The organism is Brevundimonas sp. (assembly GCF_051860745.1).
Classification (GTDB): domain Bacteria; phylum Pseudomonadota; class Alphaproteobacteria; order Caulobacterales; family Caulobacteraceae; genus Brevundimonas.
The window spans coordinates 1-13,090 of sequence record NZ_JBHYDN010000019.1 but is presented as its reverse complement, the minus strand read 5'-3'; the positions used below and the strand labels follow the sequence as shown (position 1 = coordinate 13,090).

At 67.7% G+C, this 13,090-nt stretch carries 15 protein-coding genes; 6 read left to right on the top strand and 9 right to left on the bottom strand.

The features are described from left to right. Position 1 precedes the first annotated feature (1 nt). Positions 2–316 carry a heat shock protein HspQ gene (gene hspQ, locus ACTIEW_RS14615; RefSeq protein ID WP_439478632.1) on the bottom strand — a complete coding sequence of 105 codons (315 nt, stop codon included), beginning with the start codon at positions 314–316 and terminating at the stop codon, positions 2–4. A gap of 147 nt (positions 317–463) precedes the next feature. Between hspQ and ACTIEW_RS14610 the strand changes: the two genes are divergently transcribed. Continuing rightward, a complete protein-coding gene (locus ACTIEW_RS14610; protein WP_439478654.1) occupies positions 464–1,573 on the top strand; it encodes a Ppx/GppA phosphatase family protein in 1,110 nt (369 codons plus the stop codon). Here ACTIEW_RS14610 and ACTIEW_RS14605 read toward each other — a convergent pair. The 5 genes from ACTIEW_RS14605 to gyrA are packed head-to-tail and all read right to left on the bottom strand — an operon-like array spanning position 1,570 to position 7,460. Further along, on the bottom strand, positions 1,570–2,451 hold the full coding sequence (locus ACTIEW_RS14605; protein ID WP_439478631.1) for a peptidylprolyl isomerase: 882 nt from the start codon (positions 2,449–2,451) through the stop codon (positions 1,570–1,572). The genes ACTIEW_RS14610 and ACTIEW_RS14605 overlap by 4 nt on opposite strands. A gap of 20 nt (positions 2,452–2,471) precedes the next feature. Beyond that, a complete protein-coding gene (locus ACTIEW_RS14600) occupies positions 2,472–3,290 on the bottom strand; it encodes a peptidylprolyl isomerase (protein ID WP_439478630.1) in 819 nt (272 codons plus the stop codon). Positions 3,291–3,327: 37 nt separating this feature from the next. After that, entirely contained in the window at positions 3,328–3,810 is a 483-nt protein-coding gene (coaD, locus tag ACTIEW_RS14595; RefSeq protein WP_439478629.1) for a pantetheine-phosphate adenylyltransferase, read from the bottom strand. Positions 3,811–3,860: 50 nt separating this feature from the next. Further along, positions 3,861–4,664 (bottom strand): aminotransferase class IV, encoded by an 804-nt coding sequence (locus ACTIEW_RS14590; RefSeq protein WP_439478628.1) that lies wholly within the window; start codon positions 4,662–4,664, stop codon positions 3,861–3,863. Between the two features lie 3 nt (positions 4,665–4,667). Continuing rightward, on the bottom strand, positions 4,668–7,460 hold the full coding sequence (gyrA, locus tag ACTIEW_RS14585; protein WP_439478627.1) for a DNA gyrase subunit A: 2,793 nt from the start codon (positions 7,458–7,460) through the stop codon (positions 4,668–4,670). 125 nt (positions 7,461–7,585) lie between these two features. On the opposite strand from gyrA, the gene ACTIEW_RS14580 reads away from it, so the two are divergent. After that, entirely contained in the window at positions 7,586–8,161 is a 576-nt protein-coding gene (locus ACTIEW_RS14580; RefSeq protein WP_439478626.1) for a superoxide dismutase family protein, read from the top strand. A 3-nt stretch (positions 8,162–8,164) separates the two neighbouring features. Here the strand turns inward: ACTIEW_RS14580 and ACTIEW_RS14575 are convergent, their stop codons facing one another. Continuing rightward, positions 8,165–8,734: a hypothetical protein gene (locus ACTIEW_RS14575; RefSeq protein WP_439478625.1), complete on the bottom strand. Its 570-nt coding sequence runs from the start codon at positions 8,732–8,734 to the stop codon at positions 8,165–8,167. Between the two features lie 45 nt (positions 8,735–8,779). Between ACTIEW_RS14575 and ACTIEW_RS14570 the strand changes: the two genes are divergently transcribed. The 3 genes from ACTIEW_RS14570 (at position 8,780) to ACTIEW_RS14560 (ending at position 9,751) form a co-directional block, all read left to right on the top strand. Then, positions 8,780–9,187 carry a DUF5990 family protein gene (locus ACTIEW_RS14570; protein WP_439478624.1) on the top strand — a complete coding sequence of 136 codons (408 nt, stop codon included), beginning with the start codon at positions 8,780–8,782 and terminating at the stop codon, positions 9,185–9,187. Between the two features lie 72 nt (positions 9,188–9,259). Next, complete coding sequence (gene rpmG / locus ACTIEW_RS14565; RefSeq protein ID WP_055830646.1) at positions 9,260–9,427, top strand: 50S ribosomal protein L33; 168 nt, start codon at positions 9,260–9,262, stop codon at positions 9,425–9,427. Between the two features lie 135 nt (positions 9,428–9,562). Next, a complete protein-coding gene (locus tag ACTIEW_RS14560) occupies positions 9,563–9,751 on the top strand; it encodes a hypothetical protein (protein WP_439478623.1) in 189 nt (62 codons plus the stop codon). Between the two features lie 5 nt (positions 9,752–9,756). Here the strand turns inward: ACTIEW_RS14560 and ACTIEW_RS14555 are convergent, their stop codons facing one another. Both ACTIEW_RS14555 and ACTIEW_RS14550 read right to left on the bottom strand, forming a co-directional pair. After that, positions 9,757–11,121 carry a PleD family two-component system response regulator gene (locus tag ACTIEW_RS14555; protein WP_439478622.1) on the bottom strand — a complete coding sequence of 455 codons (1,365 nt, stop codon included), beginning with the start codon at positions 11,119–11,121 and terminating at the stop codon, positions 9,757–9,759. A gap of 6 nt (positions 11,122–11,127) precedes the next feature. Beyond that, entirely contained in the window at positions 11,128–11,493 is a 366-nt protein-coding gene (locus ACTIEW_RS14550) for a response regulator (RefSeq protein WP_055830736.1), read from the bottom strand. Positions 11,494–11,742: 249 nt separating this feature from the next. On the opposite strand from ACTIEW_RS14550, the gene ACTIEW_RS14545 reads away from it, so the two are divergent. Further along, on the top strand, positions 11,743–12,987 hold the full coding sequence (locus tag ACTIEW_RS14545) for a DNA polymerase IV (protein WP_439478621.1): 1,245 nt from the start codon (positions 11,743–11,745) through the stop codon (positions 12,985–12,987). Positions 12,988–13,090: the final 103 nt, after the last annotated feature.

The window sequence follows — 13,090 nt, the reverse complement described above, 5'->3', positions numbered from 1 at the left end:
CTCAGTGAATGGCGTGTGCTCTCGGCGCATGACGCCCCCGGGAGTCGACCGTGAACCAGCGGCTCTCCGCCTCGCGTGTGAGGGCGGACAGTTCCGGGTCGTGCTCCAGCGCCGTCTCGGCCGCATAGGCGATGAAGCCGCCGTCCGGGCCGATGGCGAGGACCTGATAGAAGGGCTGATCCGGCGCGATCTCGCCCGTCTCGCCGGGCAGGCCGGCATAGGAGGCGTCGATGTCTATCACCACGCCGCGAAAAGCTGCGTCCCGGTGACGGACGATCTGGCCGAGGCCGAATTTCGCGACAGTTTCCTGGGTCATGGCGTGAGAGTGCCTGACCCAACCTGAGCCTTGTCCGCGTCGCACCGTTCATTTTCGCGACAGACACGCTTGGCGCGGACGACCACACAGTCCTAGAGTGTCCGGGACGGGCGCCGCTTCGGACCGCCCACCATGAAGGCTCGGCCCATGCCGAAGACCGACGGCGCGCCGCCACGGCGTGACGACCGGTCCCAGCCCCGACGGTCTGACGGGCAGCGCGCCGCAAACGGCGCCGCCGGCGATCACGGGGCGTCAGGTCGCGATGCGCCGCTGTATGGCGCACTCGATCTCGGGACCAACAACTGCCGGCTGCTGATCGCAAAGCCGGCGCGCGACGGCTTCCGCGTCGTCGATTCCTTCAGTCGTATCGTCCGTCTGGGCGAGGGACTGTCACGGACGGGCCGTCTCGATGACGCGGCCATGGAGCGGGCCTATGAGGCCCTGCTGCTGTGCGGCGAACGGGTCGCGAAGAAGGGCGTCGATTCCTCCCGTCTCATGGCCGTGGCCACCCAGGCCTGCCGTCAGGCCGAGAATGGCCCGGCCTTCATCGAGCGGGTGCGGGTCGGCACGGGTCTGCAGCTGCGAATCATCGACCCCGTCGAAGAGGCCCGCTTGGCCGTCCGTGGCTGTCTGAACCTGTTCGACCCGTCGATGGAAGCCGTGCTGGTGGTCGATGTCGGCGGCGGCTCGACGGAACTGAACTGGCTTTCGAAACGCGGCGATTCCTTCGTCCTGGAGGGCTGGATGTCGGCGCCGGTGGGGGTTGTCACCCTTGCCGAGCGGCATCCCGAGCCGGCCGGCGGACTGGACGACTGGTACGAAGCCATGGTGACCGACATGGGCGCCGCGATCGCGGAGGCGCCGGTCGACCCGGCGCTGCGCGAACTCTTTGTCAGCGGCCGCGCCCATATGGTCGGGACCTCGGGGGCGATCACCAGTCTGGCGGGCATTCACCTGGGCTTGCGCCGCTATCAGCGCAATCTGGTCGATGGCCTGTGGATGACCCGGGGCGATTGCGAGGCCGCCGCGGACACATTGAAACGGCTGGGCGCCGCCGGACGCGCCGCCGAGCCGTGCATCGGACCGGACCGCGCCGACCTGGTGCTGGCCGGCGCCGCCATCATGGAGGCGGTCCAGCGGGCCTGGCCCTCCGAACGGGTACGGGTCGCTGACCGCGGCCTGCGCGAGGGCCTGCTGCTGCAACAGATGCGCGAGGACAGGAAACCCGGGCGGCGTCGCCGTCGCCGACGGTCCTAGTTGGTTACCTGCACAGGCAAGGTCACGTCGCAGACCGAGAAGTCCGCGCCGCGCGAGATCCGTGTTTCATCCACCATCGCCCGGAACCTCGGCGACTCGGCGGCCAGCACCTGCACCGCCGGCCGTTCGCCTTCGGCGATGTCGGCCGCGACCCGCACCCGCGTCATCCGGTCCGGCTCGGCCGTCACCATCCCGTTGTCGCCATCGCCGACGCGCAGCGACCGCACGACATCGAGGCCCGACACCGTCATGCCCCAGATGGTGTAGCGCTTGTCCAGCGCCGGATAGGCCTGGCGCATCAGGAAGAACTGGCTGTTGGCGGTGTCATTGCCCTCGTCGCGGGCCATGCCGGCCACGCCGGGACAGTACAGACCCCAGCCATGCACCTTGCCGTCGCCGGTCAGGGCGAAGGCCGCGTCCGGCTGGGTCTGGACCGGCAGGGAATGGAAGAAGCCCACCCGCGCGCCGGCCGGCTCGGCGACCGCGGCGAACGGCATGGTGGTGTCTCGACGGAAGGTGAATTCGCCCTTCAGATCCGGATAGGGGCTCTGGCCCTCGCCATTGCCCAGCGGGTCGCCGGTCTGGGCCATGAACCAGTCAATGACCCGATGCCACGGCACATTGTCGTAGAAGCCCCGGCGAGCCAGCAGCTTGATCCGCTCAACGTGCAACGGAGCAACCTCGGGCGTCAGTTCCACCAGAATGCGGCCGCGCGTCGTGTCGATGACCAGCAGATTCTCGGCCGGAACCGCGCGCCATTCGGGCAGGACGACCGTCGTCGCGGGCGTGGGCGGCGGCGGCGGGCCGCCGACGTCCTGGGCGAACGCAGGCGCTGCGATCAGGGTAAACAGGGCCGTGAGGCCGGCTATGGCTTTCATTGCATCCTCCCCGGAGCAGATCATCCGCCGGTTACCTCGGCGATCGGCTGGATATCGCAAACAGTGAACCGCGCGCCTCGCTCGGTCCGCACCTGTTCAACCATGGCGGCGAAGGCAGGACTGGCCGGAGTTCTGACCCGGACCACGGGACGCTGCCGTTCCGGCAGGGCGGCTGCGGAACGGGCGCGGGTCATCAGGTCGGGATCATCGACCTGGCCGTTGGCCGCCTCGGAACCGGGCTTCAGAGCCCGGACCACGTCGAGCCCGGCCACAACGCGACCGAATGGCGTGTACAGGCCGTTCAGGCCCTCGTTGACCCCGGTCATGATGAAGAACTGACTGTTGGCGCTGTGAGGGTCCTGACCACGCGCCATACCGAGAATACCGGGGCAGAACAGGGCCTGGGCCGCGGTCTTGAAGTCGGCCGTGACCATCATCTGGGCGTCCGGCTGGGTGAAGACCGGCATGGACCCCGCGATGCCCAGAAGACCGGCCTGACCCGTCACCAGATTGACAAAGCCGAGGTCGCGTCCCCGGCGGAATTGAAACTCGCCTTCCATGTCCGGCAGCTCGCTGCTGCCCGCTCCGGTGCCCAGCGGATCGCCGGTCTGGGCCATGAAGTCCGTCAGCACCCGATGGAATTTCAGCCCGTCATAGAAGCCCTGGTCGGCCAGGGTGCGGACCCGCTCGACAGACAGGGGCGCCATGCGGGGCTCCAGCTCGATCAGGATGCGGCCCTTGGCCGTGTCGATGACCAGCAGGTTCTCCGGCGCGATGGTGCGCCATTCCGGGGTCGCTGTCTGGGCGGCGGCGGGGGCGGTCGCGGTGAGAAGCGCCATCGAAAGCGCGCTGGAGATTACAATCCTGAAGCTCATTCTATCCCTTGACCTTGGCCCGCACCATCTCGGCGACGGCAGGGCTGACGAAACTGTCGATCGCGCCGTCCAGACGGGCGATCTCCTTGACCAGACGCGAGGCGATGGCCTGGTGCCGCGGATCGGCCATCAGGAAGACCGTCTCGATGTCGGCATTGAGGCGTTGGTTCATCGCCGTCATCTGAAACTCATATTCGAAGTCGGCCACGGCGCGGAGACCCCGCACGATGATGCCGGCGTCCAGCTCCTCGGCGAAATGCATCAGCAGGCTTGAGAAAGGCCGCACCTCGACCTTTGAACCCAGATGGGCGACCTCGGCGCGGACCATCTCGACCCGCTGGTCGGTGGTGAACATCGGGCCTTTGTCGTCATTGCGCGCCACGCCGATGACCAGCCGGTCGACCAGCTTCACCGCCCGCCCGATAATGTCCATGTGCCCGTTGGTGACGGGGTCGAACGTGCCCGGATACAGGCCGATGCGCATCGATTTCCTCCCCGTCTCTCCAACCGTTTAGCAGGTGCGAAACCGCCGGCCTAGATCGGCTGGATCGGGTTCGACGCCCAGGCGCCCTGCAGGCGTTCGATCAGGCCGGACGGTGTTGTGAAGGCGCGCTCGCCGACCGACTGGATGGCGCAGGCGGGCGTGGCGCTGTTGCACAGGAAGGCGGTGTCAAAGCGGGTGAGGTCGGCGACATGAACCGGCTCCGTACGGCCGCTCAGACCCGCCTTGGCCAAGCCGCGCTGCACCAGTTCCTGGGCCACGCCCGTCAGCATGGAGGCTTGCGGCCAGACCACATCGTCGTTGCTGACAAAGCCGATGTTCCAGAGACTGCCTTCCGAGATCCGGCCCCCGCCATCCACGAACAGGGCGTCGTCGAAACCGGCGGCGCGCGCCGCACGCCGGGCGCGGATCAGGCCGAAGGTGGCCACATGCTTCAGATGCGCCGCCTCGCGGGCATAGGTCTGAAGTTGCAGGCGCGGAGCATCGGCGAATGGCGGAGGCGGAGGCGACAGGGCGATCATCACCCTGGGCGCGCCCTGCCAGTCCGGCGTCCGCGGACTGATGTCCGGCGAGTACAGGCTCACCCGCAGCCAGCAGGCGTCACGGCCCGCAACGGCCTTGCCCATCAGATCGCGCAGGCGTTCCTCGCCGACCGGTTCGCCAAACAGCTCGAGCGCCTCGGCCTCCAGCCGCGCCAGATGCAGGTCCAGTCCGCGCACGCCGCCCTGTTCCACCCGGAAGGAGGTGTAGGCGCCGTAGTTGACCAGGGCCACGCAGGCGAGTTCCCCGGGCGTGGCCGGAGCGCCGTCGACGCTGAGTTCAACGGCGCCCGTCATGGATCAGGCTTCACCGCCCTCGGCGTCGGAGGCCTGGCCTTCACCATCGCCTTCCACCGCGTCCTCATCGCCGCCGCCGCTGTCAGGCAGCCGCTCGACCGAGACGACCTTCTCGCCGTCGGCGGTGCGGAAGATGGTCACGCCCTGACTGGACCGGCCCACGATACGGACCTGATCGACCGGCGTGCGGATCATCTGTCCGCCCGAGGTCACCAGCAACAGTTCGTCGCCATCCTCGACCGGGAAGGAAGCCGCCAGCCGCGTTCCCGCGCGACCGCCCAGACCGTGGGCCGTCAGCCCCTGCCCGCCCCGGCCCGTGCGTCGGTACTCATAGGCAGACGACCGCTTGCCGAAGCCGGTCTCGGTGACCGTCAGGATGAACTGTTCGGCGGCGCCCAGTTCGGCGATGCGCTCGACGCTGAGAACCGCCTCCCCGGTCGCCTCGTCGTCGGCCTCGACCGCAGCGACCTCGTCCTCGCCCTCCCCGGTCGCCCGGCGCATGGCGGCGGCGTGTTTGACATAGGCGGAGCGCTCGTCCGGCGTCGCATCGACCCGGCCCAGCACGGCCATGGAGATGACCGCATCGTCCTTCTGCAGTCGCACACCGCGGACGCCGGTCGAATCCCGGCCCTTGAAGACGCGCACATCATCGGCCTTGAAACGGATGGCGCGGCCGAGCGCGGTCGTCAGCATGACGTCGTCCTCGGCGGTGCACAGGGCCACACCGACCATGTGGTCGCCGTCCTCCAGCTTCATGGCGATCTTGCCGGCCCGGTTGACGGTGGCGAAATCGCTGAGCTTGTTGCGGCGCACGTCGCCCGACCGGGTCGAGAACATGATGTCGTAATTGCCCCACTCCGCCTCGTCCTCGGGCAGGGGCAGAACGTTCATGATCGAATCGCCCGGCTCGATCGGCAGCAGGTTGACGAAGGCCTTGCCGCGCGACTGCGGATTGCCCAGCGGCAGCCGCCAGGTCTTGAGCTTGTAGGCCTTGCCGTTGGTGGCGAAGAACAGCACCGGCGTATGGGTCGAGGCGGAGAAGACGCCGACGACGGCGTCGTCCTCCTTCATCGCCACGCCCGAGCGGCCCTTGCCGCCGCGATGCTGGGTCCGGTAGGCGTTCAGCGCCACGCGCTTGACGTAGCCGCCGTGGGTGACGGTGACGACCATGTCCTCGCGCGGGATCAGGTCCTCGTCTTCCAGCTCATAGTCGCCTTCGCCGATGATGGTCCGGCGCGGAACAGCGAACTCCTCGCGCACGACCAGCAGGTCCTCGCGGATCACGGCCAGGATGTTGGCGCGGTCGCTGAGCAGGGTCAGGTGGCCCTGGATGGTGTCGGCCAGACCCCGCGCCTCGCCGAAGATGTCGTCGCGGCCCAGGCCGGTCAGGCGGCTCAGCGTCAGGCCCAGGATGGCGCGGGCCTGTTCGTCGGTGAGGTTCAGCTTGTCGCCCTCGACCAGCATCGAGCGCGGGTCCGCGATCAGCTCGATCAGGGCGATCATGTCGCCCACCGGCCAGCTCTTGGCCTGTAACCGCTCGCGGGCCTCGGCCGGATCGGCCGAGCTGCGGATGATGTGGATGACCTCGTCGATATTGGCCACGGCCACGGCCAGACCGACCAGGACGTGTCCGCGGTCGCGGGCCTTGGCCAGTTCGAACTTGATGCGGCGGACGACCACCTCCTCGCGGAACTCGAGGAAGGCTTCCAGCAGCTGGCGCAGGCCCATCTGGATCGGGCGGCCGTGGTTCAGCGCCAGCATGTTGACGCCGAACGAGCTCTGCATGGCGGTGAAGCGCCACAGCTGGTTCAACACCACATCGGCCGAGGCGTCGCGCTTCAGCTCGATGACCATCCGCATGCCGTCGCGGTCGGACTCGTCACGGACGTCGGAAATGCCCTCGATGCGCTTCTCGCGGACCATTTCAACGATGCGTTCGATCAGGGTCTGTTTGTTGACCTGGAAGGGCAACTGGGTGACCACGATGGCCTCGCGGTCCTTGCGGATCGTCTCGATCGTCGCCTGGCCGCGCACCACGACCGAGCCGCGACCATCGCGCAGGGCGTTGCGGGGCGCTGTACGGCCCATGATTTCGCCGCCGGTCGGGAAGTCGGGACCGGGCACGATGTCCAGCAGGGCGTCGTCGGTGACGTTCGGGTCGTCAAGCAGGGCCACGCAGGCGTCGATGATCTCGCCCAGGTTATGCGGCGGGATGTTGGTGGCCATGCCGACGGCGATTCCACCCGCGCCGTTGACCAGCAGGTTGGGGATCCGCGCCGGCAGGACGACGGGCTCCATCTCCTTCTCGTCATAGTTCGGCTGGAAATCGACGGTGTCCTTGTCGATGTCGGTCAGCAACGCCGCCGCCGCCGGGGCCATGCGGGCCTCGGTGTATCGCATCGAGGCCGGCATATCGCCGTCGACCGAGCCGAAATTGCCCTGGCCGTCGACCAGCATCAGTCCCATCGAGAAGGGCTGGGCCATGCGCACCAGGGCCATATAGACCGAGGCGTCGCCATGCGGGTGGAACCGGCCCAGCACGTCGCCGACGACGCGCGCGCACTTTGAATACGACTTGTCAGGCGTCATCTTCAGGTCATGCATCGAATACAGGATGCGGCGGTGCACGGGCTTCAGCCCGTCACGCGCGTCCGGCAGGGCGCGGGACACGATCACGCTCATGGCGTAGTCGAGATACGAGCGCCTCAGCTCGTCCTCGATGGTGATGGTGGATATGTCGCCGCCGCCGGCCCCCGATGAAGGAGGAAGGGCGTTTTCGTAGCTGTCGTCAGTCAAGGAAATCAGGCTTTAAATGGCCGGAATCGGAACGTGATCCGCGAACCGGTTTTCTAGCATCCGGGGGCTGCCGTGGCAAAGCGACGCCGAGGTCTTTCGCCCCGCCGAGACAAGGACCCCACCCCATGCGCGCCGCCCGTTTGACCGCCCTCGCCCTCCTGCCCCTGACCGCCGCCCTCGCCGGCTGTGTCACCGTCACCGCCAACGACTGGTCCGACGCTCCCCGGCGCGCGGCCATGGGCGATTTCGGCGAGGCGACGCTGATCGGGGCCTCGGGCGCGCGGGTCGGCCGCGCCGTCCTGACCCAGGGGCCGGCGGGCCTGCTGATCCGCATCGAGGCCGAGGGTCTCACCCCCGGCTGGCATGGGGTCCACATCCACGCGACGGGTCAGTGCGACGCGCCCTTCACCTCGGCCGGCGCCCACGTCAACCACGGCGATCCCAAGGCTCCGCACGGCCTTCTGAACGCGGGCGGTCCCGACGACGGCGACCTGCCCAACATCTTCGCCGACGCCGCCGGACAGGTCAGAGCGGAGCTCTTCACCACCCGCGCCCGGATCGCGGATGGGGGACCCGGCCAATGGTTGTGGGACGCTGACGGTTCGGCCCTGGTCATCCACGCCAATGCCGACGACCACGCCAGCCAGCCCATTGGCGGGGCCGGCGACCGGGTGGCGTGCGGGGTGATGGCGGCCGGCTAGGGCCTATTCGGCGACCGGCCGGGTCAGGTCGAATTCGACCCGGAGGTAACGGTTCTCGCGGCGCAGCTCATAGGCGTAGATCCGCCCGGGATGCACCTCGACCGCCCAGACATTGGTGGTGGAGACCGCGGCATTGCCCGCGTTGAACAGCTCGACCGAGAACTCATCGACCGGGAATTCCTGACGGTTCGCCGTCCCGGCCGAGGTCGTGTCGCCGCCGTACCAGTGCAGGCCGTCGGGATTGCCCTCGGGGTCCCGGTGATCGTGCTTCAGCGTCAGGCCGCCTTCTTCGTTGCGGCTGATCACCCAGGTCCGGGACCTGTCCTCGCCGACCCAGAAGGGAATGCGGACCTCGTCGGCCGAACAGTCGCGCACATGCATCAGAAGGCGCGAGCGGGCAAAATCGGCGTCGGCGGCCTGGGTGGTCACCACCCGACCCTCGAATCGCTGCCCGCACACGGCGTTGAGATTGGCCATGAAGGCGTCCTGCTGCGGCGCGGGCGCGGGAAGCGTGGCGCAGGCGGACAGGGCGATGGCGGCGGTGGCGGTGGCGAGAATGGCGATCTGTTTCATTCCACCAGCCTAGCCCCAACAGGCCGTCGCGCCTAACCTGACGGCATGACTGACACCGTGACGCTTCGCCTCATCATCGACGACCCTGTGCCGGGCGTGCGGTACAGTCTGCAGAGGGATGACCTGCCGTTCGAGCCCCGCACCGCCGGGGACGGCCCGATCGCGTTCGAGCTCCCGATCACCCTGCGTCCCGATGGCCGCATGACCGGCCCTTTCGTCCGCCGCGAAGGGCCGCAGCGTCGTTTCGTCTACATCCGCATCGGCACGTCGGCGGGCGACCACTTCAGCCCCTGGAGCCGGCGCGCCAAGATCGACATCCATGATATTCCAAAGGCCCTGCTGGTCCCGGAGGCCCGACTGGAGGTGCATTTGCCGGGTCGCGGAAAGGACGGTTCGCCGACCTGCGCGACGGTCCGTCCGGTCACGGCATGGCAGGCCGCCGGGCGCCGTTGACTTCCGGGCGCGCCTGAGTATGTTCCGCGCCTCGTATTTTAGCGGCTTTCGCCGTCGCAGAGGTAATTCCCGATGGCCAAACCGGCTTCCATCAAGATCCGCCTGAACTCCTCGGCCGACACCGGCTTCTTCTACGTCACCAAGAAGAACGCCCGGACCATGACCGAGAAAATGGTCGTCAAGAAATACGACCCCGTCGTGCGCAAGCACGTCGAGTTCAAGGAAGGCAAGATCAAGTAAGGCTTCCTTTCAACCTCGTCTTCCGCGGCTGACGAGCGAAGCGAGGCCGATCCAAGGATCAGAACGCCCGGTGGAAACGCCGGGCGTTTTTGTTTGGGCGGCGGCCCGGCCCCCACGGCGTGCTAGATGGTTCGGATGAGCGACCCGACCGAAGATCCGAACGTCCCCGCCGAGCCTTCGCCCGAAAGCCCCGTCCACCGGGCGCTCCGGTTGAAGCAGGCGGCGATCGACGCGCGAGAGAAACCGCCGCGTGGCGGCCGCTTCCAGCGCGAGCAGGCCGCGCGCATAGCCACTGGCAAGTCCAAGCCCTGGATGAGCCGGTAGCGCTCCTACGCCGCCCGCGCGATGACCTGGTTCCGGCCGAGAGCCTTGGCCTCATACACCCCTTCGTCGGCCCGCTTGAGCAGGGCGTCCGGCGTGTCGTCGAGGCCCGTGCTGGCTGCGACCCCAACCGAGACGGTGATGGTCAGGCCCTCGGCCCCGCCCATGATCGGGAAGGGCTGGGCCGCCACGTCGCGCCGGATGCGGTCCGCGACGTGCATCGCGTCTTCAAGGCTGGCCCCCGGCATCACCACCACGAACTCCTCGCCGCCGAGACGGCACGGCAGGTCGATGGCCCGAACATTGGTGGCGAGGCGCACCGCGAACTCGCGCAGCACCTCGTCCCCGGCGTCGTGGCCGAAGCCGTCGTTGACCTGCTTGAAATGGTCCAGATCCATCATCAGCAAGGCCACCGGCTCTCCGCCCTGCCCGGCCCGGTTCATCAACCCCTGCAACTGGCCGGCCATGTAGCGGCGGTTATGCAAACCGGTCAGGGCGTCGGTGACGGCCATCTCAAGGCTGTAGTCCAGCTTTTCCTTCAGGAAGTCGGCATAGCGTTTGCGCTTGATCTGGGTGCGGGTCCGCGCTTCCAGCTCCTCCGGATCGACCGGGCGCGGCAGGATGTCGTTGACGCCCAGCTCCAACGCCTTGAGCAGGCGCGGCCGGTCCGCCGGATCGATGACCGCCAGGATCGGCATTCGCCGCGAGGCCTCGGTCGAGCGCACCTGGGCCACGAATCGCAGGCCGTCGAACTCGGTGCTCGACACATTGACGATCATCAGGTCGACCGGACCGCGTGCCGCGATCAGGGCCGCGGCCGGATCGCTTTCAACCGTCGGACGGTGCTCGGCGGCCAGATGCTCGACCATCTTCTGCGCCTGGCGGGCATTGTCATCGACGATCAGGACCCGCCCGCCCGAGCCGCGCAGCCGTCCGGCCCCGTCAGTGTTCACGCCCAGCCGCCGACCGCTTTCCTCGCGCTCCCGCAGCTCGTCCATCACCGACTTCAGGCGCAGCAGGGAGCGCACGCGAGCGAACAGGATGACGTCGTCAATCGGCTTGGTGACGAAATCGTCGGCGCCGGCGTCCAGTCCCTTGATCTTGTCCTCACGCCCGTCCAGCGCGGTCACCAGAACGACCGGGATATGCCGCGTCACGGGATCGGCCTTCAGCCGCCGGCAGGTTTCGAACCCGTCCATGCCGGGCATCATCACGTCCAGCAGGATGATGTCGGGGCGTTCGTCGGAGGCGATCTGCAGCGCCGTGGCGCCGTCGCAGGCCGTCAGCACCTCATAGTATTCAAGCGTCAGCTTGGCCTCGAGGAGGCGGACGTTCGGTTCAACGTCGTCAACGACAAGAATGCGCGCCGTCATCGCTTGTTACCCCAGATGTTTCCGCACCACGTCGAGAAAATGCATCACCGAGATGGGCTTCGAGATGTACGCCTCGCAGCCGCCCTGGCGAATGCGCTCCTCGTCGCCCTTCATGGCGAAGGCGGTGACGGCGACGACGGGGATGTGGCTCAGTTCCTCGTCGTCCTTCAGCCATTTGGTGACTTCCAGTCCGCTGATCTCGGGCAGCTGGATATCCATCAGGATCAAATCGGGCTTGTGCAGCCGGGCCAGAGCCAGCGCCTGCAGGCCCTCGCGAGTCTGCAGCGTCTCGTAGCCCTGCGAGTCGAGCAGATCATGAAAGAGCTTCATGTTCAGCTCGTTATCCTCGACGATGAGGACTTTCTTGGACATCATCACCTGGCCTGTCGCCTCATGGAGTGCGGCTGCACGGAGGCTTGTCGCCTTCTCCGTGCACTCTGCGGGCAGGGGTCTTAAGGTGGGGTGAAGCTTCTCCTTTCCGACATCGTCGGGCTTGTCCCGAGGACCCATTTCTCCATCGCAAGGCAAGCGGCGTTGAGGCACGATGCCCGCCATGACCACTGTTCGCGCTCTCACCAGCCATGGGTCCTCGCGACGAGCCCGAGGCTGGCGGGTGGGTAGTTGAAAGCCATCTGTCGAGACTGCCTCTGGACCGGAGATCACAGGGTCGAACGGTGCGGCGCCTGTGATTCCCGTCGGGTCGTCCGCCATGACGAGCTGGACCGGCTGACCATCGCCCATCTGGACTGCGACGCCTTCTACGCCTCGGTGGAAAAGCGCGACCGGCCCGAACTGCGCGACAAACCCGTGATCGTGGGGGGCGGAAAGCGCGGCGTCGTCTCCACCTGCTGCTACGTCGCGCGCCAGCACGGCGTCCATTCAGCCATGCCGATGTTCAAGGCCCTGAAGGCCTGCCCCGAGGCCGTCGTCATCAAGCCCGACTTCGGCAAATACATCGCCGCCAGCGAGGCCATCTTCGGCGCCGTGGGCAAGCTGACGCCGCTGGTCCAGACCCTGTCGCTCGACGAGGCCTGGATCGACCTGGCCGGGACCGAACGGTTGAACGGCGGCCCGCCGGCCTTCCAGTTGATTCGCCTGCAACAACAGATCGAGACCGAGATCGGTCTGACCGTCTCCATCGGCCTCGCGCCCAACCGGTTCCTGGCAAAGGTGGCGTCCGAACTGGACAAGCCGCGCGGTTTTTCGGTGCTGGGAAGCGAGGCCCCGGCGACCCTGGCACTCCGGCCCGTCGGCATCCTGCCCGGAGTCGGCCCGGTGTTCCGCAAGACGCTGCAGAGCGACGGCTACGCCACCGTCGGAGATCTGGCCGCGGCCGATGTGCGCGATCTGGTCAAACGCTATGGCGAGACGGGACTGCGCCTGCACGACCTGGCCCACGGCCGCGACGCCCGCGCGGTCAATCCGGGCCACGAACGCAAGGGGATGAGCGCCGAAACCACCTTCAATGAGGACCTGACCTCCGCCGAGGACCTCGAGGCCGAGCTGTGGCCGTTGTGCGAGAAGCTGGCCTCCAAGGCCCGGCGGGACGGCGTGGCCAGCCGGGTGCTGGTGCTCAAACTGCGCCGCACCGACTTCAAGATCGTGACCCGCCGGATGTCCGTGCCCGAGCCGGTCCAGACCGCTCGCGCCCTGTTCGCCGCCGGACGCGAACTCATGGCCCCGGAACTGGGCCGGCCCTACCGCCTAATCGGCATCGGCATGGGCCAGATGATCGACGCCGTCGACTCCCACGCCCTGTTCGAGACGGTCGAGACCCGCGCCCTCAAGACCGAGACCGCGATTGACCGGTTGCGGGCGAAATTCGGCGCCAAAGCCGTCGTGGCGGGACGCGCGTTGAAGGATTGAAGCGGAGCCCGTCTCCTCCCTGTCGCGAAGCGATGGGGAGGGGGACCGCGCGAAGCGTGGTGGAGGGGCGCCCGCCGCGCCGCCGTCTCTACCCCTCCGTCAC